This is a genomic window from Paraburkholderia sabiae (assembly GCF_030412785.1).
Lineage (GTDB): Bacteria > Pseudomonadota > Gammaproteobacteria > Burkholderiales > Burkholderiaceae > Paraburkholderia > Paraburkholderia sabiae.
In genome coordinates this window covers 6,562,304-6,584,006 of sequence record NZ_CP125295.1, presented here as the reverse complement: position 1 = coordinate 6,584,006, position 21,703 = coordinate 6,562,304, and the positions used below count along the sequence as shown (strand labels likewise).

21 protein-coding genes and 2 pseudogenes are annotated in these 21,703 nt (G+C 62.1%); 15 read left to right on the top strand and 8 right to left on the bottom strand.

Going from position 1 to position 21,703, the window contains the following annotated elements; translation table 11 throughout:
- Window positions 1–384: 384 nt before the first annotated feature.
- The 4 genes from rpmH (at window position 385) to yidC (ending at window position 3,041) form a co-directional block, all read left to right on the top strand.
- A complete protein-coding gene (gene rpmH, locus QEN71_RS29680) occupies window positions 385–519 on the top strand; it encodes a 50S ribosomal protein L34 (RefSeq protein ID WP_004198824.1) in 135 nt (44 codons plus the stop codon).
- A gap of 25 nt (window positions 520–544) precedes the next feature.
- Entirely contained in the window at window positions 545–1,054 is a 510-nt protein-coding gene (gene rnpA / locus QEN71_RS29675; RefSeq protein WP_201648771.1) for a ribonuclease P protein component, read from the top strand.
- A 73-nt stretch (window positions 1,055–1,127) separates the two neighbouring features.
- Window positions 1,128–1,358 (top strand): membrane protein insertion efficiency factor YidD, encoded by a 231-nt coding sequence (gene yidD / locus QEN71_RS29670; RefSeq protein WP_007581797.1) that lies wholly within the window; start codon window positions 1,128–1,130, stop codon window positions 1,356–1,358.
- Between the two features lie 30 nt (window positions 1,359–1,388).
- A complete protein-coding gene (gene yidC, locus QEN71_RS29665; protein ID WP_201648772.1) occupies window positions 1,389–3,041 on the top strand; it encodes a membrane protein insertase YidC in 1,653 nt (550 codons plus the stop codon).
- Between the two features lie 101 nt (window positions 3,042–3,142).
- On the opposite strand, the gene QEN71_RS29660 is transcribed toward yidC, so the two are convergent.
- Complete coding sequence (locus QEN71_RS29660) at window positions 3,143–3,565, bottom strand: transcriptional regulator (protein ID WP_201648773.1); 423 nt, start codon at window positions 3,563–3,565, stop codon at window positions 3,143–3,145.
- 348 nt (window positions 3,566–3,913) lie between these two features.
- Between QEN71_RS29660 and mnmE the strand changes: the two genes are divergently transcribed.
- Complete coding sequence (mnmE, locus tag QEN71_RS29655) at window positions 3,914–5,314, top strand: tRNA uridine-5-carboxymethylaminomethyl(34) synthesis GTPase MnmE (RefSeq protein ID WP_201648774.1); 1,401 nt, start codon at window positions 3,914–3,916, stop codon at window positions 5,312–5,314.
- A 114-nt stretch (window positions 5,315–5,428) separates the two neighbouring features.
- Entirely contained in the window at window positions 5,429–6,607 is a 1,179-nt protein-coding gene (locus tag QEN71_RS29650) for a tyrosine-type recombinase/integrase (protein WP_201648775.1), read from the top strand.
- A gap of 236 nt (window positions 6,608–6,843) precedes the next feature.
- Here the strand turns inward: QEN71_RS29650 and QEN71_RS29645 are convergent, their stop codons facing one another.
- The 4 genes from QEN71_RS29645 to QEN71_RS29630 all read right to left on the bottom strand — a co-directional run bounded on the left by QEN71_RS29645 (window position 6,844) and on the right by QEN71_RS29630 (window position 8,496).
- A complete protein-coding gene (locus tag QEN71_RS29645; RefSeq protein ID WP_201648776.1) occupies window positions 6,844–7,122 on the bottom strand; it encodes a hypothetical protein in 279 nt (92 codons plus the stop codon).
- 260 nt (window positions 7,123–7,382) lie between these two features.
- A complete protein-coding gene (locus QEN71_RS29640) occupies window positions 7,383–7,514 on the bottom strand; it encodes a hypothetical protein (protein WP_267909476.1) in 132 nt (43 codons plus the stop codon).
- Between the two features lie 36 nt (window positions 7,515–7,550).
- Complete coding sequence (locus tag QEN71_RS29635; RefSeq protein ID WP_028363935.1) at window positions 7,551–7,718, bottom strand: hypothetical protein; 168 nt, start codon at window positions 7,716–7,718, stop codon at window positions 7,551–7,553.
- A gap of 151 nt (window positions 7,719–7,869) precedes the next feature.
- Window positions 7,870–8,496, bottom strand: coding sequence for a LysE family translocator (locus tag QEN71_RS29630; protein WP_201648777.1), 627 nt, complete (start codon window positions 8,494–8,496; stop codon window positions 7,870–7,872).
- Between the two features lie 540 nt (window positions 8,497–9,036).
- On the opposite strand from QEN71_RS29630, the gene sap1 reads away from it, so the two are divergent.
- Window positions 9,037–9,378: a surface attachment protein Sap1 gene (sap1, locus tag QEN71_RS29625; protein ID WP_201648778.1), complete on the top strand. Its 342-nt coding sequence runs from the start codon at window positions 9,037–9,039 to the stop codon at window positions 9,376–9,378.
- Between the two features lie 520 nt (window positions 9,379–9,898).
- Window positions 9,899–10,477, top strand: coding sequence for a YaeQ family protein (locus QEN71_RS29620; RefSeq protein WP_201648779.1), 579 nt, complete (start codon window positions 9,899–9,901; stop codon window positions 10,475–10,477).
- A gap of 55 nt (window positions 10,478–10,532) precedes the next feature.
- Here the strand turns inward: QEN71_RS29620 and QEN71_RS29615 are convergent, their stop codons facing one another.
- Window positions 10,533–10,946, bottom strand: coding sequence for a VOC family protein (locus QEN71_RS29615; RefSeq protein WP_201648780.1), 414 nt, complete (start codon window positions 10,944–10,946; stop codon window positions 10,533–10,535).
- 367 nt (window positions 10,947–11,313) lie between these two features.
- Between QEN71_RS29615 and ada the strand changes: the two genes are divergently transcribed.
- From ada to QEN71_RS29590, 5 genes are all read left to right on the top strand, one after another.
- Entirely contained in the window at window positions 11,314–12,444 is a 1,131-nt protein-coding gene (gene ada, locus QEN71_RS29610) for a bifunctional DNA-binding transcriptional regulator/O6-methylguanine-DNA methyltransferase Ada (protein ID WP_201648781.1), read from the top strand.
- Entirely contained in the window at window positions 12,441–13,364 is a 924-nt protein-coding gene (locus QEN71_RS29605) for a DNA-3-methyladenine glycosylase family protein (protein ID WP_201648782.1), read from the top strand. Before ada ends, QEN71_RS29605 begins: the two co-directional genes overlap by 4 nt.
- A gap of 332 nt (window positions 13,365–13,696) precedes the next feature.
- Window positions 13,697–15,310 (top strand): glutamate--cysteine ligase, encoded by a 1,614-nt coding sequence (gene gshA / locus QEN71_RS29600; RefSeq protein WP_201648783.1) that lies wholly within the window; start codon window positions 13,697–13,699, stop codon window positions 15,308–15,310.
- A 236-nt stretch (window positions 15,311–15,546) separates the two neighbouring features.
- Window positions 15,547–16,023, top strand: coding sequence for a hypothetical protein (locus QEN71_RS29595; protein WP_201648784.1), 477 nt, complete (start codon window positions 15,547–15,549; stop codon window positions 16,021–16,023).
- A gap of 103 nt (window positions 16,024–16,126) precedes the next feature.
- Window positions 16,127–16,852: an OmpA family protein gene (locus QEN71_RS29590; protein WP_201648785.1), complete on the top strand. Its 726-nt coding sequence runs from the start codon at window positions 16,127–16,129 to the stop codon at window positions 16,850–16,852.
- A gap of 33 nt (window positions 16,853–16,885) precedes the next feature.
- Here the strand turns inward: QEN71_RS29590 and QEN71_RS29585 are convergent.
- A pseudogene (locus tag QEN71_RS29585) lies at window positions 16,886–18,448 on the bottom strand (DHA2 family efflux MFS transporter permease subunit).
- A gap of 200 nt (window positions 18,449–18,648) precedes the next feature.
- A pseudogene (locus QEN71_RS29580) lies at window positions 18,649–19,099 on the bottom strand (MarR family winged helix-turn-helix transcriptional regulator).
- A gap of 250 nt (window positions 19,100–19,349) precedes the next feature.
- On the opposite strand from QEN71_RS29580, the gene QEN71_RS29575 reads away from it, so the two are divergent.
- Window positions 19,350–19,715 carry a hypothetical protein gene (locus QEN71_RS29575; RefSeq protein WP_201648786.1) on the top strand — a complete coding sequence of 122 codons (366 nt, stop codon included), beginning with the start codon at window positions 19,350–19,352 and terminating at the stop codon, window positions 19,713–19,715.
- Window positions 19,716–20,011: 296 nt separating this feature from the next.
- Window positions 20,012–21,613: an efflux transporter outer membrane subunit gene (locus tag QEN71_RS29570; RefSeq protein ID WP_201648787.1), complete on the top strand. Its 1,602-nt coding sequence runs from the start codon at window positions 20,012–20,014 to the stop codon at window positions 21,611–21,613.
- Window positions 21,614–21,703: the final 90 nt, after the last annotated feature.

The following is a 21,703-nucleotide window of genomic DNA, read 5'->3' as shown; positions in this document are numbered from 1 at the left end:
CAAGTTGCTATCGTTATGTTTGCGACGCGATCCGCCGGCGCTCTGGTCGCGGGATACGCGACGAGGCCCGAAGCTGCCAGGCGGAAAAGCCCCAGACGCTTGTGCCACAAGGGTTTGCGGGGTCAAGCGGGCCGGGGCGGCGTGCAGGATTCTTGGGAAGTAAGGCGAGATTCTACCGCCAAAACGGCAGTCAAAGTGAGTTATCCACAGGGCCCGATCAAACAATGCCGACTAAGATCGCCTGTGGATCATTGCCCTAAACTATTGACGGCTCAGAGAAAACCGGTTTAAATAGCGGGTTCCGCGAAAACCAATTTTCGAACCTCCGGCCATTGCACTTTCAGCGATGCTCGCGCGGTTATTTCTCAAACAAGTGAGAGCAACATGAAACGTACTTACCAACCTTCCGTGACGCGCCGTAAGCGCACCCATGGCTTCCGCGTTCGCATGAAGACCGCTGGTGGCCGCAAAGTCATCAACGCACGCCGCGCAAAGGGCCGCAAGCGCCTCGCCATCTAAGGCAGGCGTATAACGGTCAAGCCGAGTGCGCGCTGTGTCCGAGACCCGCGACGCTGCGGGAACGGCAGACGCGCCGCATCAGAACTCTGTTCCGTTGCAGGTGTCCGCAGCCTTTCCCAAAGCCGCAAGGCTGCTAAAAACGGATGAATTTTCATCCGTTTTTCGTTTGCGCCCGTGGCGCCGGACGGCTCACTTCGTCGTGTACGCGCGGCCAACGGGCAACGAAGCGCGCCTCGGCCTCGTGATCGGGAAGAAGTACGCGCCGCGCGCGGTGACGCGCAATCTGGTTAAACGCCTCGCGCGCGAAGCGTTTCGTCTGCGGCGCTCGGAATTCGGCGGTTGGGACGTGCTGCTGCGTTTGCACACCAAATTCGACAGGAAGGCGATGCCCAGCGGATCGTCGCCGCCGTTGAAAACACTGTGCCGCAGCGAAATCGATACGCTGCTCGACAAGGTAGCGCGAGAAATCGCCCGTCGCGAAGCGCCGGCAGCGTCGGCTCCTCAAGCGGCGGACACGCCGCCCGCCACGCCATGACAGCCACGCAGCGTCGAGGCGCGGCTGTCTTACAGCGCTCCACACCGGGCGGCGCAGTCTGGCCCCACTAGTCATGCAAACGGTACTGTTCGCTTTGCTGCGTTTCTACAAGATTGCCGTGAGTCCCATGCTCGGCAATCGGTGCCGTTTTTATCCCTCCTGTTCGGATTACGCGCGCGAAGCAATCCAGTATCATGGCGCCGCGCGTGGTACTTACCTCGCCGCAAGGCGCCTGTGCCGCTGTCACCCGTTTTCGGCGGGCGGCATCGATCTTGTCCCGCCTCCCACTCCTAAGAAGCGCTGACGCGCTGTGCCATCGACACTGAGACAACGCATGGATATCAAACGCACCGTCCTATGGGTCATCTTCTTCATGTCAGCTGTCATGCTGTTCGACAACTGGCAGCGCGACCACGGACGCCCGTCGATGTTCTTCCCGAGCGCGACGCAGACCAAGACGGCGGCTCCCGCCGCGCCGGGCTCGTCGGCGACGGCAAGCCAACCGGCCGATTTGCCGCAGACCACGGCAGCCGCACCGGGTTCGACGACACCCGCCGCGCAGCAGGCGCAACTGGTTTCGTTCAACACTGACGTCTATCGCGGCCAGATTGACACGCGTGGCGGCACGCTGTCGAAGCTCACGCTGGTCAAGCCGGGCGAGGGCAAGCAGCCCGATCAGGTGATCACGCTGTTCGACCACACGGCCGACCACACGTATCTGGCGCGTACGGGCCTGCTCGGCGGCGATTTCCCGAACCACACCGACGTGTTCACGCCCGTTCCCGGTCAGGCGACCGACATGACGGGCAACACGCTGACGCTGTCGTTCCAGTCGCCGGAAAAGGGCGGTCTGAAGGTCGTGAAGACGTACACGTTCACGCGCGGCAGCTATGTGATCAACGTCGACACGAAGATCCAGAACGTCGGTACGACGGCCGTCAAGCCGACCGCGTACATGGAACTCGTGCGCGACAGCCAGCCCGTCGAGACGCCGCGCTTCTCGCACACGTTCATCGGACCGGCTGTCTACACGGAGCAGCATCACTTCCAGAAGCTGACTTTCGGCGATATCGACAAGAACAAGGAAGACTACGCAAAGTCGGCCGACAACGGCTGGGTTGCGATGGTGCAGCACTATTTCGCGTCGGCGTGGATTCCGCAGCAGGGCGCGAAGCGTGACATCTACGTCGAGAAGATCGATCCGTCGCTGTATCGCGTGGGCGTCAAGCAGCCGCTGCAGTCCATCGCTCCGGGACAGACAATCGACGTGTCCGCGCGTCTGTTCGCCGGTCCGGAAGAAGAGCGCATGCTCGAAGGCATCGCGCCGGGTCTGGAACTGGTGAAGGACTACGGCTGGGTGACGATCATCGCGAAGCCGCTGTTCTGGCTGCTCGAAAAGATCCACGGCTATGTCGGCAACTGGGGCTGGGCGATCGTGCTGCTGACGCTGCTGATCAAAGCCGTGTTCTTCCCGCTGTCGGCCGCGAGCTACAAGTCGATGGCGCGCATGAAGGAAATCACGCCGCGTATGCAGGCGCTGCGCGAGCGCTTCAAGGGCGATCCGCAGAAGATGAACGCGGCTCTGATGGAGCTGTACAAGACTGAGAAGGTGAATCCGTTCGGCGGCTGTCTGCCTGTCGTGATTCAGATTCCGGTGTTCATTTCACTGTACTGGGTGCTGCTGTCGTCGGTGGAAATGCGCGGCGCGCCGTGGGTTCTCTGGATTCACGATCTGTCGCAACAAGATCCGTACTTCATCCTGCCAGTTCTGATGGCCGTCTCGATGTTCGTTCAGACGAAGCTCAACCCGACGCCGCCGGATCCTGTGCAAGCCAAGATGATGATGTTCATGCCGATCGCATTCTCGGTCATGTTCTTCTTCTTCCCGGCCGGTCTCGTGCTGTACTACGTCGTGAACAACGTGCTGTCGATCGCACAGCAGTACTACATCACGCGCATGATGGGGCAGAAGAGAAAGGCTGCCTGATCGGCTATTCGGATCGGATGAGCGTTCGTCCGATTCGATGCCGGAAAAAACAAAAACCGCCCGGTTCCAGCCGGGCGGTTTTTTTTGTGTCTGTGATTTTTCTAGGAGTTGTCGGCGTCGCCGTAGAGCTGTGCGATCAGTTCCTGCACCAGATACCGATGATGCGGAGTCAGCGACTCGATTTTCGACGCCAGTTCGAGCGTCTCAGGTGAAAGCGGATATTTCTCACCGCGCGCCAAAGGCTTCGGAACATTCCGTGTCGATCCGTTCGGCGAAGGTCCGTAGTGCAGCCAGTGGACGTCTACTTCGAACCAGGCCGCGAGCGTGCGAAGCTTGTCGTCGGTTGGGATCGTGCGGCCGCTCAACCACTTGTGCACCGTCTGCGGCGACACGGGCTGGTCGCCGTGATGGCGTAAGTTGAAATGCAATGCGAGATCGGTCCCGCCCTTGAGTTTCTCGGGGGCGCGTCTCATCGCGAATTTGAGTCGCTCGGCAAAGGCCGTTTTTTCTTCGACGGTTGGCATCCGCAAATTGTGCAGCCCGACGCGTCGCAGGTAGACAACTGTACACGCTACATTTAGCGTGTCTGAGTTTCGCCTATCTTGTGGTGATGACAGGTCGGAATCGTCGATCTTTAAATCACGACATCCGCATTTCCCTTACTGGTGTAGGGATCAGGCTACACGATGAGTCGGAATTCTTCTATCTTGGGTTAGCTTGCGTCTTAACGCGTACAAGATAAATCTGAAGGCTAAGTCTTGCCTGTCGCGAGAGCGCAGCCGCCAAGGCGCCACAAACGTCCGCGTTACAATGCCAGGCGTTCAGCACACGCCCGTGCGCGTCCTATTCACACGTCTCCGCCCGTTTCCGCCATGCTCGCCACAGATTCCGATCCGATCGTCGCCATCGCCACCGCACCCGGCCGCGGCGGGATAGGTGTCGTGCGCATCTCGTTCGGGCGCGCGGGTGAAGCCGCGGCGCAGCCCATGATGCAGGCGTTGACCGGCCAGGCGCTCGCGCCGCGCCACGCCAGCTACGTGCCGTTTCTGGATAGCGGCGGCAACGCGCTCGATCGCGGCATCGCGCTGTATTTTCCGGCGCCGCATTCGTACACAGGCGAGCATGTGCTCGAGTTGCAAGGACACGGCGGCCCGATCGTGCTTCAGCTGGTTCTGCAACGTTGCATCGATGCCGGGCGCGCGTTCGGCTTGCGTCTCGCGGAGCCGGGCGAGTTCACGCGGCGCGCATTTCTCAACGACAAGCTTGATCTCGCCCAGGCCGAGGCCGTCGCCGATCTCATCGAAGCGAGCACGGAAGCGGCCGCGCGTTCCGCAGGCCGTTCGCTGGACGGCGCGTTCTCGCGCGACATCCATGCGCTGGTCGAAGACGTGATCACGCTGCGGATGCTCGTCGAGGCGACGCTGGATTTTCCCGAAGAAGAGATCGATTTTCTCGAAGCCGCCGACGCACGCGGCAAGCTCGCGCGTATTCGTGAACGTCTCGCACTCGTGCTCAGCGAAGCGCGGCAGGGCGCGTTGCTGCGCGAAGGGCTGTCCGTGGTGCTGGCGGGGCAACCGAACGTCGGTAAATCGTCGCTGCTCAACGCGCTGGCGGGTGCGGAACTCGCGATCGTCACGCCGATTGCCGGCACGACGCGTGACAAGGTCGCGCAGACGATTCAGGTCGAAGGCATTCCGTTGCATGTGATCGACACGGCAGGGCTGCGCGAGACGGAGGACGAAGTCGAGAAGATCGGCATCGAACGGACGTGGGGTGAGATCGAGCGCGCGGACGTCGTGTTGCATCTGCTCGACGCGCGTTCGGGCATGACGGGCGACGACGAAACGATCGCCGCACGTTTTCCGAGGGGCGTGCCTGTCGTGCGCGTCATCAACAAGACGGATCTGACGGGTGTCGCGCCGGACGTTGCGAAGTTGAACGGGTCAGGAGATGCCGATTTGTCCGAAGTTCGCCTGTCCGCGAAGATGGGCGACGGGATCAGTCTGCTGCGCGGCGAGTTGCTGCGCATCGCCGGCTGGCAGGCGGGTGCCGAAAGCGTCTACCTGGCACGTGAGCGGCATCTGATCGCGCTGCGCGCCGCACAGAATCATCTCGGACTTGCCGCCGAGCACGCAGATCAAAACTCGCAAGCGCTCGATTTATTCGCAGAAGAACTTCGACTCGCCCAGGATCAACTCAATTCGATCACCGGCGAATTTACCTCCGACGATCTGCTCGGTGTTATTTTCAGCAGGTTCTGTATCGGCAAGTAAGCGGGCATATTGCCCGCTGATTCGCGCTGTAAATCTACCGACGGCGAGCTTGTTTTCGGTACACAGACATGTAAACTCGGCTTTCGCCGCCCTCTGTGTACCGAAACCGCCGACATGCCCAAACTCGCGACGCCGCTCAGCGAATCCCACATCCGCAGCTTGCAGCCCCGCACGACGCGCTATAGCGTCGCTGATGGCAAAGGCCTGATCCTCGAGATCATGCCGACCGGAAAGAAAGTATGGCGATTCCGCTATACGCTCGACGGGAGTCGGCAGCCGATGGTCACCATCGGCGACTATCAGTTGATGTCGTTGCGGGTCGCGCGGGCCCGCGCGCAGAAGTACGCGGAGATGGTGGCGAAGGGCCTGTCGCCCGTTTCGATCGCGAGGCAAGATCGTGGGGCCGAAAAACGTGTCGACGTACTGCGGGATGCCGCCGAACTGTACGTGGCGGTGGCAATCGCCCGCAAATCCGACGAATATCGCCGCACGACGCAACGCGCGCTCGACAAGGACATTCTGCCCGCAATCGGCCACAAGCCGATCGCGCAGGTCACGACGGAAGACATCCAGTGCATCTGCGATGCGATCAAAAGCCGGGGCGCGCCGCAAATGGCGCTGCACACGCGCAACGTCGCGAAGCGTCTGTTTGCGTTCCTGATCTCGCGGCAACTCGCAACCGTCAATCCCGCCGAATCCATCGCGGCGCGCACGATCGCGACGCAAGACGGGCGCACACGCGTCCTGAATGCGAGCGAAATTGGCACGTTGCTGCATTCGATCTACACGTCGAGTATCAGGCGCCCGTTGAAGCTCGCGCTGCATCTGCTCGTGCTGACGATGGCCAACAAGTCGGAACTGATCGAAGCGACGTGGCGCGAGTTCGATCTCGACGGTGGCGTCTGGACGATTCCCGCTTCACGCGCTGCTAATGGCCGCACGCGTCGCGTGCCGCTTTCGAGCCAGGCGCTATCGATGCTTCGCGAGCTACGCGACATGAAAAGCAGCCGCACGTACGTCTTTCCGTCGACACGCGGCGACGATGATCGTCCGATCGCCAAGGGCACGCTGAATCAGGCGGTGAAGTCGCTTGAGCTGGATGTCGAGCGCTTCGTGCTGGGCGATTTCCGCCGCACGGGTTTGCATCATCTGCGCGACGGTTTGCAGTCGGAGACGGGAGAAGAGGCGCTTGTCGAACCCTACGGCGCTGTCACTGCGTATGCAATGCAACGCTGGGCGGATTTCGTCGAGACACAGGTCGGTGTGCAGCCGCTTGGGAAAAACCGAAGCTAGCGACTCCGCAGCGGGACTTTTTGGTACACAGACTTCAGCACACCATAGTCAAGGCTTGACGGATAAGGGAAGAGACGAAAATTTAATAGGTTCTGCGACAGGTGCTGCGCCATTCCTTTTTGGTACACAGCACTTCATCGACCCCGCCTCAAGCCAGATAATCAAACGCATCGGCGGCTAAAAATGAAGGTTATGGCAGCGAAACCGTACTTCACCTTCACGGCAGCCGCACAGTATTACCCGTGCAAGGCCACCGGTTCAGCGGTGCGCTCGGAGCGATCGTCGGCAGGCGTCGAATACGCATCCGGTCCGCGTCGATCGTAGTGATCGAGTCGCAGCAACAGGCTGTCGAGCGCGCACAACTGGACTTTGGTGAGAGACGGCGCATCGAGCAGCGCGTGCAGGCGCATGCGCCAGTACTCCGAGGAGAGAATCGCGCCGCCCATGTCTCCGAGCAGCGATGGCCACATCACTCGCGAAATGTGCGCGATTTCCTGATCGATCAATCGGTTCATGCCGTCCCCCGTGACGTCTCGACAAGGCCAAAGTTTCTTTACATCTGATGATTAACTTTAGCCGGATTTTAGCCAGTTATTACCTATAAAAACAAATAGGTATGCCGGCGATGTCGAGCGGTGAGGAAGCGACATCGCATGAGTTGAAGCGTACGCATGCGGGTCGCATCACAATCAAGGGAACAGAACGATGTTTGGGCGTCAATTTGGTGACGCATCCAATGACAGAGATCGCGAAGTGAGGGAGAAGCGTCGCAGGTTTACACGTCATCGTCGTGCGGCTCGCGCACACCCGGCACCGAACCGCACAGCGACGTCAGCGCGACGCTGATCAGAATCAGCGCCAGCATGAACAGCCAGTATTCCGTCCACGAAAAAGAGAAGGCCAGCATGGCAGCCTCCATTCGCTCCGGATGCCGTCGACCTGCCTAGTGATGCAACAGGCTGCGAATCGGATGCCGCCAGTCCATCCGTCTGTGATGGTCGTCATCGTGCAAAGCCTGGCGATGTTCCTGCCAGAGTTCGTCGGAAAACAGAAACGCGACGATGAGAAGCGGCACGATCAAAAACGCGCCCAGAATCAGATGCTCGATCACAGTCAACCTCCTGATCGATGGAACAGCGACGATTTAATTGTAGGCGTGTTGGTAGCCACTGCGTGTGATCCACCGCGCACACCCTGTACGCGGATCGATAGATGCAAGTGGCGCGCCTGGTTCGTCGAATGTCCCTTCGATCAGAAGAAACTCATGCCGCCGATTTCTTCCACGCCACAGCCAGAAGACCCGCGCCGATCAACAACGTTCCGCCCGTGCAATTGACGCTGCGCTGGACACGCGGACTGCGGATCGCACGCCGCGCCGCCGACGCCAGCACGGCATAGCCGAGCGCATTCAAGGTACCAAGCGCGACGAAAGTCGCTTCGAAGACTGCGATCTGCGACCAGGTGGCGACCTGCGTGTCGATGAATTGCGGCACGAATGCCACGAAGAACACGATGCTTTTCGGATTGAGCGCCGTCACCGCGTACGCATGCGCGAAGATGCGGCTCGTGCGCGTTTCGCCCACGGCCGGCGCCTCGCCCGCCGACACGGGCGCACGCCACAGCTTGATGCCGAGATAGATCAGATACGCCGCGCCGACCCACTTGAGCGCAGTAAACAGCGTCGCGGATGCCGCGAGGATCACGCCGAGCCCGAGCATCGACGCCGTCATCGACGTCAGATCGCCGAGCGCGACGCCTGCCGTTGTTACCAACGCATAGCGTCGTCCGTGGCCGAGTGCATAAGAAATTACAAGCAGCACGGTGGGGCCGGGAATTGCCACGAGAATCGCCGAAGCGATCGCAAAGGGAAGCCAGTGTGCAAGCGTCATGAGAGTCTCCTGTCGACGGGAGCGGGCGCTTCTTCGCTCTCGCCTGATGAAAGGTGGTTGTTTTGGGCCGGTCGATTTATCCACGAACGCGGCGCTCGCGCAAGGGCGACATGCATTTTGTCGCGCCACGGTCCGCCGGCTTGCAGTCAGGCATCCTTTTTATTCTGCAGACGCTTCAATAGGTCGCCACCTTTGATGAGTCGCGCGAATGACTTTGTGTGCGACGCATCAACTCGCCATTCCGTAATCGCTAATCGCTTAAAACCGGTTAAGCGTAAACGCGAATAACGACGGCAAAGGGTTGTTGGGTATTGGTCTGCGTCCCCTATTACCTTTTGCTTTGCGTCGAATAAAAGCGGAATTGCGTCATAAGGGCGGCATCAATCGCATGCGGTCGACGATGCGACAATTCGCCACTGTTGCGAGCGCACACAAGTTGTGCTTGCTCTTCAAAGCAGGTCTCCTAAATTGAAAAGCGTGTCTGTTTTCTGGCAGTTAAATGCATAGCTAAACCGAGCAATAACCCGCACGGAGGTAACCATGAACAAGCGAGTCGCCATTCTTTTGGCACTGACGGGTTTCGTCGCAGCAGCAGGCGCGCAGGCGCAGGACGTCGTGATCAAACCTCAGCAGACAGTGCAATTCAAGGCGAATTCATATGGCTGCCTGTCAAGGGATAAGCTCGACGCCGTCACCCAGCATGCGCAAGCTGGCGAGCAACAGAAAATGCAGGAATTCTTCTCAGGCTTTGAGTGCATTTCTACGCCGGAGCATTCGGATTTCCGCGTCGTCCGCGTGGTCGGGCATGACGTGGAATTCGTGAATGCCGGCAATAGCGATACGCAAGGTCTTTGGACCAACGATCGCTTCATCAAGCAATAAGCATTTAAAGTTGGACGCCGCCCGACACGCAGTGTCGGGTGAAAACCAACGTCTGAACGAAAAGAATCTTTTCCGGGGTTCGGCACGGCCGGGTTTAAAACCCGGCTATTTTCGTTTCCGTCTGAGCATTTCGCCCGGCACCTCTCTGTCGGCGCACGCCAAAAGTCGTTCCGCTCATTCCGCGCTCGCATAGGCGCCGCGACGGCCGCCACATCAGGCTGTCATACCGTCCCCGCATATTCGGTATCATCACGCTCCCACCTTCGCAGTTCGAGGCGACGTCTTTTTGCCTCGACAGCGCCGATTCGGCACGCATGTTGCTGCTTTCATGACAAGCGAAAGCAGGAAGGTTGATGGGACAAAGGGCTGACGGTCCGATGTCTCCGCAACCCGACAGATGTGTTTCACCGGCGAGACGCGCGACCGAGGCGTGACCGCAGCAAGGCAGGGGACGATCATGGCAAGGTACGCCGATTCTCTATTCACTATCCGGTCCGCGTTTGCGGGACCAGGTTGCAGCATGGCTCTCAAATCGACAATTTATAAGGCTGAACTTCAGATCGCCGATATGGACCGGCACTACTACGCCGACCATTCGCTGACGATCGCCCTCCATCCATCCGAAACCAACGAACGGATGATGGTCCGCGTCGCCGCATTCGCGCTCTTCGCGCAGGAACGCCTCGAATTCTGCAAGGGCCTGTCGGACATCGACGAGCCGGATCTCTGGGCCAAGGATCTGACGGGCGCGATCGACACCTGGATCGAAGTCGGCCAGCCCGACGAGCGCCGCATTGCCAAGGCAAGCGGCCGTGCGAACGAAGTGATCGTGATCGCTTACGGCGGCCGGACTTCCGACATCTGGTGGCAGGGCGTACGCAACAAGGTCGAGCGCATGCGCAACGTGACGGTATGGTCGCTTGGCGAAGATGTCGCACCGGCGCTCGGCGCTCTGGCCGAACGGACGATGCGCCTGCAATGCACCGTTCAGGACCACGCAGCGTGGCTCGGCAGCGAAACCGCCGATGCCGTTCCGATCGAGTGGACTGTTCTGAAGGCTGCAGCGGACACGCGTCCGGCGGCGCACGGCGGACGCTGATCGGCCCGCGCGCAGCGTACCGCTCGTACTGTGTACCTAAAAATCAAAGTGAAAATCAGGCCGTGGAAGCGGGCGGCCCTTTGAGTTCGACCATATTGCCCTCTGGATCGAACAGATACAGCGACGGTCCATAACCATCTGCGCCATATCGCGTCGCCTGCTCGCCGATGCGCACGTCCTGCGCGGTGAACCAGGTTTTCAGCGCTTCGGCGTCGAAAGGCTCGACGCGCAGACAAACGTGATCCATGTTGCGTCCCGCGCCCGGCTCACCACTTTCCGGCCGATCGATACGGCCGCCGACCTGCAGCAGATCGATCAGCGAGCGTCCCGCCCGCAACTGGATCAAGCCAAGATCGAGCTGCTCCTTCTCCAGCGCGCAGCCGAGCACATCGCGATAAAAGCGCGTCATCGTGTCGAGATTGGCGGCACGGATGACGACGTGATCGATATCGAGAATCTGGAAGTTCATGGCGGCGCATCCCGTCTCTGGAGTTCGGTGGAGAACCCAGTTTAGAAGGTATCGCGCGTGGAGATCGTCGCGGGCATCAAGCGACAAGGCAAAAAAAAGCCCGCTCGACTTGGAGCGGGCTGAATCCATATCAGGAGGAGACATGGAGGAGACAAGAACCACTATACACGCGGGGTTGATGCGACGCAATAACTTTTTAAGGGAAAACCCCAACTTTTTTGGGGCGGAATGACTCCCGATATCTGGGAAAAAGCCGGTTCGCGGGCAGCCCAAATGACATAGCAAGAAGCGGAGCGTACTGTGTGAAGGTGCCCGCTAAAGTGGTAAGCATCAAAACCGTCCTCCGGGGCACATGATGAACACAGCGATGAACACAGCCTTCTCTCACGCCGCACCCGCCGCGTTCGACAGCGAAGATGACCGCTGGACGGCCGTACTGAAACGCGACATGTCCGCCGATGGCGCCTTCTTCTACGGCGTCCGGACGACGGGCGTCTTCTGCCGTCCGTCATGCGCATCGCGATTGCCGCGTCGTGAAAACGTCGACTTCTTCGAATCCGCCGACGACGCCCGCGCCGCCGGTTATCGCGAATGCAAGCGCTGTCAGCCGGGCGGCCTGCCGCGCGAGCTCGAGATCGTGAACCGCGCCTGCGCGGCGCTCGACGCCGATCCGCAACAGCGCCTCACGCTCGCGCAGTTGAGTGACGCCGTGCACGTCAGCCCGTTTCACTTGCAGCGGCTTTTCAAGCGCGTGGTCGGTGTGTCGCCGCGGCAGTATCAGGCCGCACAGCGTGGCGCGGCGTTGCGCGACGCGCTTCAGCGAGGCGCGGACGTTACGCGCGCGACCGTCGATGCCGGCTTCGGTTCGCCATCGCGGATGTACGACACGGCCGCGGCGGAACTGGGCATGGCGCCGTCCGAGTATCGGCGGAAGGGCGCCGGATTGCGCGTGCACTATGCGAGCGCGCCGACGTCGCTCGGCCTCGTGCTGGTCGCGACAACCGACAAGGGCATCTGCAAGATCGCATTCGGCGACGCCGAAGCGCCGCTCGTCGACGATCTTCGCGCCGAATTCGCGAGCGCGGAGCTGGTCGGCGATCCCGTGCGGCTCGCGCCGTTCATCGAACAGATCGACGCGTATCTGCAAGGCAAGCGCGAGCGCTTCGATCTGCCGCTCGACATCGCGGCGACCGCATTCCAGCAGCGCGTGTGGGAAGCGCTGCGGCGCATCCCGTACGGCGAGACGCGCAGCTACTCGCAGATCGCCGAAGCGGTCGGTTCGCCGCGCGCCGTGCGCGCCGTCGCCAACGCGTGCGCATCGAATCCGGTCGCGCTTGCGATACCCTGCCATCGCGTCGTGCAAAAGGGGGGCGCGCTGTCGGGCTATCGCTGGGGCGCCGCGCGCAAGGCGACGCTGCTCGATACGGAAGCGCAGCGCGAATCCCGCCATGGCGACAAACCCACTGAAACCACCGCCGACATGGATCACGCCGCTTGAGCCCCACGCCGACCGCCACACTCGAACTTCCGTTCAAAGCTCCTTATGACTGGCCGCGCATCCTCCGGTTTTTCGGAGGACGCGCGACGCCCGGCGTCGAATCGGTCGAAGACGGCGTCTGGCGCCGCGCAATCGGCTGGAATGGCGACAACGGCACGCTCGCCGTCCGCAAGCATCCGCGCAAACACTGCATTGTCGTCACGCTCGACGGCGCGGTGAGCCGTCACGCGGACGCGCTCGCCGCGCCGATCGCGCGCATGTTCGATCTGCACGCCGATCCGAAGTCGATCGGCGCGAGCCTTGCCGCCGATCCATGGCTCGCTCCGCTGGTCGCCAACGCGCCCGGCCTGCGCGTGCCCGGCGCGTGGTCCGGGTTCGAGCTCGTCGTGCGGGCTATTGTCGGCCAGCAGGTCAGCGTGAAGGCCGCGACGACGATCATCGGACGGATCGTGCAGCGCGCCGGCGAGCGGATCGACGGCCATCCGCACGAAAGCACCGCCTGGCGCTTCCCGACGCCCGCCGCGCTCGCCGCCGTCGATCTCGCGCAGATCGGCATGCCGGGCAAGCGCATCCAGGCGCTGCAAGGGTTCGCGCGGGCCGTGGCGGACGGCGAGGTGCCGATCGACAGCATCGGCAGCGCTTCGTTCGACCTCGCGCAACTGCGAACCTCGCTGCTCGCGCTGCCGGGCATCGGTCCGTGGACCGTCGAGTACGTGGCGATGCGCGCCTGGCGCGACGCCGACGCATGGCCCGCGTGGGACCTCGTGCTGATGCAGGCGATCGCGGCGCGCGACCCGGCGCTCGTGCGTCCCAACCAGCAGCGCGCCCGCACCGACGCCTGGCGACCGTGGCGCGCGTATGCGGCGATGCACCTATGGAACGAGGTTGCCGACCGCGCCGGTGCGGCGCGTGGCGGTTAGCGGCCTTCGTACGCGACGATGCATCTGTGGAATGAAGTCGCCGATCGCGCGGGCGCAGCACGCGGCGGCTAGCGGTCTTCCGCACATATCGGCGGTCGGCGGCAATCGACTTTGCGGACCCGCGCGGCGTACAGTGAGAGGACGCGCGCGAACCTCGCGAGCCCCATCGGAAGCGGCGGGAGAGCGGCGCGGGACGGGCCTGAGGCAACGACAAGCAGCCGTTTCGGCGAGATGTTAAAGTGCCCGCTACTGAAAATTCCGCCGAACGTTGTCGGCCGCGCTCGAGCAGTACCGTGCGGCGCATGGCGGCCGACCATGTTCGACCCGCATCAATGCCAAACACGACACCCACCCGCACGACCGACGCGCTTTTGCATCGCCTGTCCGTGCTGACTTCCGGTCCGCAGCGCGAAGCGCTGACGACCGGTTTGCGCGGCATCGAAAAGGAAAGCTTGCGCGTCCTGTCCGACGGCCATCTCGCGATGACGCAGCATCCGCGCTCGCTTGGCTCGGCGCTCACGCATCCTTCGCTGACCACCGACTATTCGGAAGCGCTGCTAGAGCTGATCACGCCCGCCGAGCACGACGCGTCGACGACGATCGAACGCCTCGATACGCTGCATCGCTTCGTCTATTCGGTCATCGGCGACGAAGTGCTGTGGAACAACTCGATGCCGGGCCTCTTGCCCGAGGACGACCAGATTCCCATCGCGCGCTATGGCACGTCGAATATCGGCAAACTGAAGTACGTGTATCGCGTGGGACTCGCGCTGCGTTACGGACGCACGATGCAATGCATCGCAGGCATCCACTACAACTATTCGTTGAACGAAGAAGTGTGGCGGCTGTTGCGCGCCGATCAGAAATCGACGGCCAATGCCGTGGATTTCCAGTCCGAGCGCTATCTCGCACTGATCCGCAATTTCCGCCGCACAGCCTGGCTGCTGATGTATCTGTTTGGCGCGTCGCCGGCGCTCGACCGGCGCTTCCTGCGCGGCCGTCAGCACACGCTCGAAACGTTCGACGCCGATACGCTCTATCGTCCGTACGCGACGAGTCTGCGCATGAGCGATCTCGGCTATTCGAACACGACCGCGCAAGCCGCACTTCACGCCGACTACGACACGCTGCCCGGCTATCTCGACGCGCTCGCGAAAGCCGTCAGCCAGCCGTATCCGCAATACGAGGCAATCGGCACGCAGCGCGACGGCGAATGGGTGCAGATCAACACGAACGTGCTGCAGATCGAAAACGAGTTTTATTCGACGATTCGCCCGAAGCGCGTCACGTATCCCGGCGAGCGCCCGTTGCATGCGCTCGCTGCGCGTGGCGTGCAGTACGTCGAAGTGCGCTGCATGGATATCGATCCGTTCGAACCGACGGGCATCGCGCTCGAAACGGCGCGTTTCCTCGACGCCTATCTGCTCGTCTGCGCACTCGACGACAGCGCGACGCTGCCGCCGCCCGCGTACTGCGAGGCGAACCAGAACTTCGGCCGCGTGACGATGGAAGGGCGCAAGCCGGGCCTCGAACTGGTGCGCGACGGACAACCCGTCAAGATGCTCGACTGGGCCAACGAGCTGCTCGCGAAAATCGATCACGCGGCCGGCGTGCTCGATTCGATTCGCGGCGACGACAGCCACGCGCGCTCGGTTGCGGCGCAACGCGCGAAGCTCGCGGACGCGTCGTTGACGCCGTCGGCTCGCGTGCTGCAGATCATGCACGACAAGAAACAGAGCTTCCTCGAATTCGGTCTCGCGCAGAGCATCGCGCATGCGGAGTTTTTCCGCGCGCGTCCGCTCGACGAAGCGCAAACGCAAGAGTTCACTGCGCTTGCCGCCGAATCGCTCGCCGAACAGACGAAGCTGGAGCGCGAAGAAGTCGGTTCGTTCGATGCATTCGTCGCCGCCTATCGCGCGTATACGTTGAACCGCTTCAGCGTCTAAGGAAACTACGGCGCGCAGTTCGCGCTTTGGGTGTCGCAAGAAGAAAGGGCAGCTTCGCGCTGCCCTTTTTTGTGAGCACGGAGCGGGGCCGGAAATTGCTGCGACGGACGGTGCGCTGCCCGAACATCGCTGCCGCTTCATGCGCGCGGTATGAAACGCACCGGCGACGTCGCGGTCCAACCCTGTATAACGCAGCGCTTTGCCGCTCGAACAAATGCCAGGGAGGAAACCGGGTTATGAACAAGAGTCTGATAGTCGCGCTTTGTGTCGTGGCGGCCGGCTGCACGACGCGCGGGCAGGTGAATCCCGACGTGATGCAGATCGCCACCGCGCCGCTGACATGCACGAGCAAGAGTCAATGCGATGTGTGGTGGGCGCGCGCGCATACGTGGGTCACGACGCATTCCCGCTACGAAGTCGCGACTTCGACGGATACGTTGATCCAGACGGCCGGTCCGGACGGCGGCAAACGCGATCTCTCATTCGAAATGACCAAGACGCCGAACAACGACGGCACTTCGACGATCGGCTTCGCCGCGCATTGCGACAGTTCGCTCGGCTGTAAACCGAATCCGTGGGAAGCAGGCGCCGATTTCAAGGCGTTCGTGCGAAGCAGTTCGGCTGGTGCGACGACATCCGGCCAGTCGGCGGGATCTGCGGGATCAGGTGGGCAGTCGACAACCTCGCCGACGGGCGAGCCCGTTTCGCAATAGAACGGAAGCATCCCGCGCAACGCCTCCTTTAAGACTTCTCCGATTGGTGTTGACGCTCTCCTCATATCGTCTCGTCACTTCAATTTACTCTACGAGAAGTCTCATGTTTTTTCGCATTCTCACAGCGATGGCCTGCGCCGCCGGCATCGCAGGCTGCACTGCGTATTCTGGTCTCGCCCACAACACCGATGTCGTCGTGCTGCCCAACGGCACTCAAGCGTACCGCGTGCAATGTCTCGGATTGCTGGAAAGCTCCAAGACCTGCATGAACGAAGTCAAGCGCGTTTGCGGCGACAAGCCGGCTACGCGCATCACGTCGGTCGATCACATGACGTCGGATCTCAAAGGTGAAAACGATCCGCGCGAAATCACCTTCCAGTGCTCGACGCCGGTCGTCGAGGAACCGGTCAAGCCGGTGCCCGTCGTCGTTGCGCCCGTCGCTGCACCCACGCCCGCACCGGCGCCCGTTCGCCATGCACCCATCCGCAAGATCACATTGCAAGGCGACGCGACCTTCGCAGTCGGCAGCGCCACGCTCACGCCGATCGCAACGACCAAGCTCGACGACTTCGTCGCGGCGAATCAGGGCGTCGACATCGATCGCCTGACGATTGCCGGTTATACCGATTCGACGGGTTCGGCCGAGTTGAACAACCGTCTGTCCGCGGCACGCGCTCGCTCGGTCCAGGGCTATCTCGCGACGGCAGGCCTGCGTGCTACGAAGTGGGACGTCGAAGGCTACGGCAGCGCCTCGCCTGTTGCGCCGAACAAGACGGCTATCGGCCGTGCGAAGAATCGCCGCGTCGAGATCCAGGTCGACGGCAAGTAATTCTTCTTCCCCGAAGTATCCGCAGCGGCGGCGTCAATGACCCATTGACGCCGCCGCGCCTTTTTGTGGCTTCGTTATCCACACGAGACAGGCAAGCACGACGAAAGCCGCGCACGAAATGCGGAAGAAATCGTTGGTCGCCATCATGTAGCCCTGCTGCGTGACGATCTCATTCAATTGCGCTGTCAACGCCTGTCCCTTGAAGCCCAGCGACGTGAGCAGATCGCTATAAGACGCCGTATTCGCCGAATAGGCGCTCGCCGATTCCGACAGCACCGCGTGGTGATAGATCGCGTCGTTTTCCCAAAACGTCGTACTGATCGCCGTACCGATTGCGCCCGACAGCATGCGCAGAAAATTCGATAACCCGGATGCGCTCGCGAGCCGCTCGTCGGAAATGCTGGAGAGCGTGATCGTCGTCATCGGCACGAAGAAGCAGGCGACGCCGATGCCCTGTACGAGTCGCGGCAGGATCACGTGATTGAACGGCACATCGAGCGTGAACGTCGAATTCCATATCGACACGAGCGCGAACACGACGAACGCGAAGCTGGCCACGATCCGCAGATTGAGCCGATGCATGTTGCGTCCGATCAGCGGCGACAGAACCAGCGCGAGGAGACCGACGGGCGCCGTCGCGAGGCCGGCTTTGCCCGCCGTGTAGCCCATCACCGTCTGCAGCCAGAGCGGAAAGATCACCACAGACCCGAAAAACGCCATAAAGCCGAACGAGATGATCAGCGCGCCCAGCGCAAAGTTGCGGTCCTTGAACAGCGACAGGTCGACGACGGGCTCCTTCTCCGTCGTTTCCCACACGATCATGAACGCAAGCGACGTCACGGCGATGATCGCGAGCGCGACGATGAACGTCGAATTGAACCAGTCGCGGTCCTTGCCGAGATCGAGCACCATTTGCAGACACGCCACGCCGATCACCAGCAAGCCGAGGCCGATGCCGTCGATACGCTGTGTCGACTTCGGCGTTTCGCGTCCGCGCAGCAGAAAGTAGGCGCACGCCGCCGAAAAGAGGCCGATCGGCAGGTTGATGTAGAAGATTCACGGCCAGGTGTAGTTGTCGGTGATCCAGCCGCCCATCACGGGACCGAAGATCGGCGCGACGATCACCGTCATCGCCCATAAGCCGAGCGCGAGGCCGCGCTTTTCCAGCGGATAGGAGCGCATCAAAATGGTCTGCGACAGCGGCACCATCGGACCGGAAACCAGCCCCTGAAGCAGACGAAACGCGATCAGCGACTCGAAGTTGTGCGCGAAGCCGCAAGCCGCCGACGCGATCGTGAAAAGCAGCACTGACAGCGTGAACAATCGCACCTCGCCGACCCGCCGGGCGAGCCAGCCCGTCAACGGCACGGCAATCGCCGATGCCACCGAGTACGACGAGATTACCCACGTCCCCTCGCTGGTCGCGACGCCGAGACTGCCGGAGATGGTCGGCACGGCGACGTTGGCAATCGACGTGTCGAGCACTTCCATGAACGTGCCGAGCGCGAGGCCGACCGTCAGCAGCGCGAGCGTGCCGCCGGTGAGCGGAGCCGGGGCCGGAGCAGGGGCGGCCAGTTGCGCGGGCGTAGCGGCGATGGGCGGCGTCGAATCGGCTGTTGTATCGCCGGGAGCGGATACCGAAGCATTCATGCGCGTGCTCTCCTGATCACGTTGAGCCGTCAGAAACTTGTCATGACATGAAAATGACAGCGACCTTCGACGCCACTTTCATGTTCCGACACTCTCTGCCCAGACAGATAAATCGATAAAACAAAGGCGCGCATCGGCGCGGCCGCTTATTGTTCTTCGCCCTGAATCGACGAACCGGGTTCTTCGTCCGACGGCATGCCCGTTCCGCATCCGCCCGCGCCATTGCCGCCGCCGATGCCATTTGCAATGAAACGGCTCAGCAAATCGATCAATGTCGTGAGGTCGGTGTCCGAGAACCCGCGCAACTGTTCGTTCAGCACGTCCGCGCCGATCTCCGGCAGTTGCGATGCAGCGTGCTGGCCCTGCGCCGTCAGGCCGAGTTTCACGACGCGCCGATCGGTGTCGCTGCGCGAGCGCGCGATTAACCCTTTCTTTTCAAGGCGATCGAGCATCCGCGTCATCGATCCGCTGTCGTACGACATGGCCCGCGACCGCGCGATCCGTTCGCTCGACCAGCACGTTGCGCGCTTTGGTCAGGTAATAGCCGAGGCTCGACTCGAGGTGAATCGATTCCGGCTGATAGGGACCGTCCGTCATGGAAGCTTTTGAAATCGCCTGAGTAGCGCGTCTCGCGCGGATCGCCCGGATTCTATCTGCCCAGGCAGTGAAGTCAAATCGAACGCTAAAAAACAACACAAGACCATGCTGCGACGCACAGTATCTTGAAAATTGGTTGCATGGTCAATATTATGACAGACAACGAGTTACGCAATCCGCGTCATCGGAGATCATGTTCTGACCGCACTTGGGTGCGCCTACTTTTGCCGGCGCACAGAGGATTCCCGCGATGCTGTACCTGAAAAACACCCTTGGCGGCTGGGGCCGCTCATTTACCGACTCCGCGCTGCAAACTTTCCAGGGAGCCAACCGCTGGTGGAAAGTGGCTCTGTACGCGGTGATTTTCGTCCTGCCGGGCGGGTCTCTCGGGGTGTTGCTCTTCGCGTGGTTCGAACATCGGCGCTCCCGCAGCGCCAAAACGCGGGCCGTGAAGCCGATCGCACTGCTCACTGCGCCGCTCAAAGCCCGTTCAGCGGGCAATCATCAATCGATCGCGCCTGCCGCGACGGTTTGCCAGACACGCACCGATGCGCCGGCTTGCCGCGCCGCCGCAGGCAAACAGGCGCGCCACACGAGCGCCGATCCGCGCGTCTGAACGCGTCGCACGTCACCTTGTCATGAAGGCCGCCCAACGGGCGGCTTTTTTGCTGCTTTTTGCTTCCACGACCGACACGGCGCCGACCCGCGAACCGTGGCGTAACAGCGCGTAACCGTCACTTCACCGTCGGTAACACACGCCGGGCGTGCGCGGCATTACTCTTCTGGTTTCCTCGCCGCGCGACGCGTGAGCTACCATTCGGCCAACGCGAACAGCACCGGACATCGCGCGAGCGGCCGCTTGGCGATCGTCCCGGCGCATGGCGCCATCCGAATCGACAGGAATTCATTTGCATGCAGTTTGATCGAACTTCGCGCGCACGCGCCGCTGTCGCGAACGTCGCGGGGCCGCGCGTCCTGAGCATCGCTGTTTCCGCCGCGTTGGTTTTCGCGCTCGCCGGCTGCGCGGTCGGGCCCGACTACAAGCGGCCGTCCGTCGACATTCCCGCTTCGTACAAGGAAGCCGCCGACGGCTGGAAAGTCGCGCAGCCCGCCGACCAGCAGGACCGCGGCGCATGGTGGTCCATCTACAACGATTCGCAGCTGAACGCGCTCGAAGAGCGGCTCAACGCATCGAACCAGAGCGTCGCCCAGTTCGCCGCCGCTTACCGGCAGGCGCGCGCGCTGGTCGGCGAAGCGCGCGCCGCGTATTTCCCGGTGATCAGCGCTTCGGCGGATGCGTCGCGCTCGCGCACGCCCAGCCGCAGCTTCAGTGGCTCGGTGACGGGCGGAGGCGGCGGCACGACGTCGTCGCTGAGCAGTTCGGGCACGATCAGCAACAGCTACAGCCTGTCGCTCGACGCCACCTGGGAACCGGACCTGTGGGGCAAGGTGAGCCGAACGGTCGCCGGTCAGCAGGCCGGACAGCAGGCGGCAGCCGCCGATCTCGCGAACGCTCGCCTGTCCGCTCAGGCGACGCTCGCGCAAACCTACTTCAACACCCGTTCGCTCGACGCACAGCAAAAACTGCTCGACGACACCGTCGCCGCGTACCAGCGCTCGCTCACGCTCACGCAGAATCGCTACGCGCAGGGCGTCGCCGCCCGTTCGGACGTGATTCAGGCGCAAACGCAGCTGCAATCGGCGCAGGCGGCCGCGATCGACAACGGCGTCGCCCGCGCACAGAACGAACACGCGATCGCCGTGCTGGTCGGTGAGCCCGCGTCCACGTTCTCGTTGCCGCCCGCGCCGCTCGATGCCGTGCCGCCCGGCGTTCCCGCGCAGCTGCCGTCCGCGCTACTCGAACGGCGTCCCGACATCGCTTCTGCCGAACGCAAGGCGGCGGCGGCAAACGAACAGATCGGCATCGCGATCGCCGCGTTTTTCCCGACGCTGACGTTGTCGGCGAGCGGCGGCTTCGAAAGCTCGGTGTTCTCGCAATTGCTGCAAATGCCGTCGCGCTTCTGGACGCTCGGACCGCAACTCGCGGGCACGATCTTCGACGCCGGTCTGCGCAAGGCGCAGACGGACGCCGCGCGCGCCGCCTACGATCAGGACGTCGCCACGTACCGGCTGGCGGTGCTGACGGCGTTCCAGGATGTCGAAGACAATCTGGCGTCGCTGCGAATCCTCGAGCAGGAAATCGACGTGCAGGAGCAGGCCGTCCAGTCTGCCCAGCAGGCGCTCGATATCGTCACAAACCAGTACAAGTCCGGCACCGTCGATTACCTGAACGTGCTGACGGCGCAAACCACCGCGTTCACGGCGGAGCAGAAGCTCGCGAGCATCGCGGGTCAGCGGATGGTGTCGTCGGTTGGGCTCGTGAAGGCGCTCGGCGGTGGCTGGGACGCATCGCAGATGAACCGCGAAACGGGCGATATCGCGGCGCCCGCGCCCGCTTCCGCGCCTGCGGCACCTGTCGTGCCGGTCGCAAAGGCAGCAGCCTCCGCAGGCTGAACGGAACGCACGCAACCTAACCACCGCAATGCAAACGGCCGCCATGCGCAAACATGGCGGCCGTCGTTTTTTGAGGCGGCGAATGAAGTC

Excerpts from the sequence above, each read along its gene's own strand:
- gshA (WP_201648783.1), top strand. The coding sequence starts at position 13,697 with ATGCCAAACACGACACCCACCCGCACGACCGACGCGCTTTTGCATCGC.
- rpmH (WP_004198824.1), top strand. The coding sequence starts at position 385 with ATGAAACGTACTTACCAACCTTCCGTGACGCGCCGTAAGCGCACCCAT.
- QEN71_RS29645 (WP_201648776.1), bottom strand. The coding sequence starts at position 7,122 with ATGAACCGATTGATCGATCAGGAAATCGCGCACATTTCGCGAGTGATG.
- yidD (WP_007581797.1), top strand. The coding sequence starts at position 1,128 with ATGCAAACGGTACTGTTCGCTTTGCTGCGTTTCTACAAGATTGCCGTG.
- QEN71_RS29650 (WP_201648775.1), top strand. The coding sequence starts at position 5,429 with ATGCCCAAACTCGCGACGCCGCTCAGCGAATCCCACATCCGCAGCTTG.
- QEN71_RS29620 (WP_201648779.1), top strand. The coding sequence starts at position 9,899 with ATGGCTCTCAAATCGACAATTTATAAGGCTGAACTTCAGATCGCCGAT.
- QEN71_RS29570 (WP_201648787.1), top strand. The coding sequence starts at position 20,012 with ATGCAGTTTGATCGAACTTCGCGCGCACGCGCCGCTGTCGCGAACGTC.
- QEN71_RS29630 (WP_201648777.1), bottom strand. The coding sequence starts at position 8,496 with ATGACGCTTGCACACTGGCTTCCCTTTGCGATCGCTTCGGCGATTCTC.
- QEN71_RS29595 (WP_201648784.1), top strand. The coding sequence starts at position 15,547 with ATGAACAAGAGTCTGATAGTCGCGCTTTGTGTCGTGGCGGCCGGCTGC.
- QEN71_RS29590 (WP_201648785.1), top strand. The coding sequence starts at position 16,127 with ATGTTTTTTCGCATTCTCACAGCGATGGCCTGCGCCGCCGGCATCGCA.
- QEN71_RS29660 (WP_201648773.1), bottom strand. The coding sequence starts at position 3,565 with ATGCCAACCGTCGAAGAAAAAACGGCCTTTGCCGAGCGACTCAAATTC.
- yidC (WP_201648772.1), top strand. The coding sequence starts at position 1,389 with ATGGATATCAAACGCACCGTCCTATGGGTCATCTTCTTCATGTCAGCT.
- QEN71_RS29640 (WP_267909476.1), bottom strand. The coding sequence starts at position 7,514 with ATGCTGGCCTTCTCTTTTTCGTGGACGGAATACTGGCTGTTCATGCTG.
- sap1 (WP_201648778.1), top strand. The coding sequence starts at position 9,037 with ATGAACAAGCGAGTCGCCATTCTTTTGGCACTGACGGGTTTCGTCGCA.
- QEN71_RS29575 (WP_201648786.1), top strand. The coding sequence starts at position 19,350 with ATGCTGTACCTGAAAAACACCCTTGGCGGCTGGGGCCGCTCATTTACC.
- ada (WP_201648781.1), top strand. The coding sequence starts at position 11,314 with ATGAACACAGCCTTCTCTCACGCCGCACCCGCCGCGTTCGACAGCGAA.
- QEN71_RS29615 (WP_201648780.1), bottom strand. The coding sequence starts at position 10,946 with ATGAACTTCCAGATTCTCGATATCGATCACGTCGTCATCCGTGCCGCC.
- mnmE (WP_201648774.1), top strand. The coding sequence starts at position 3,914 with ATGCTCGCCACAGATTCCGATCCGATCGTCGCCATCGCCACCGCACCC.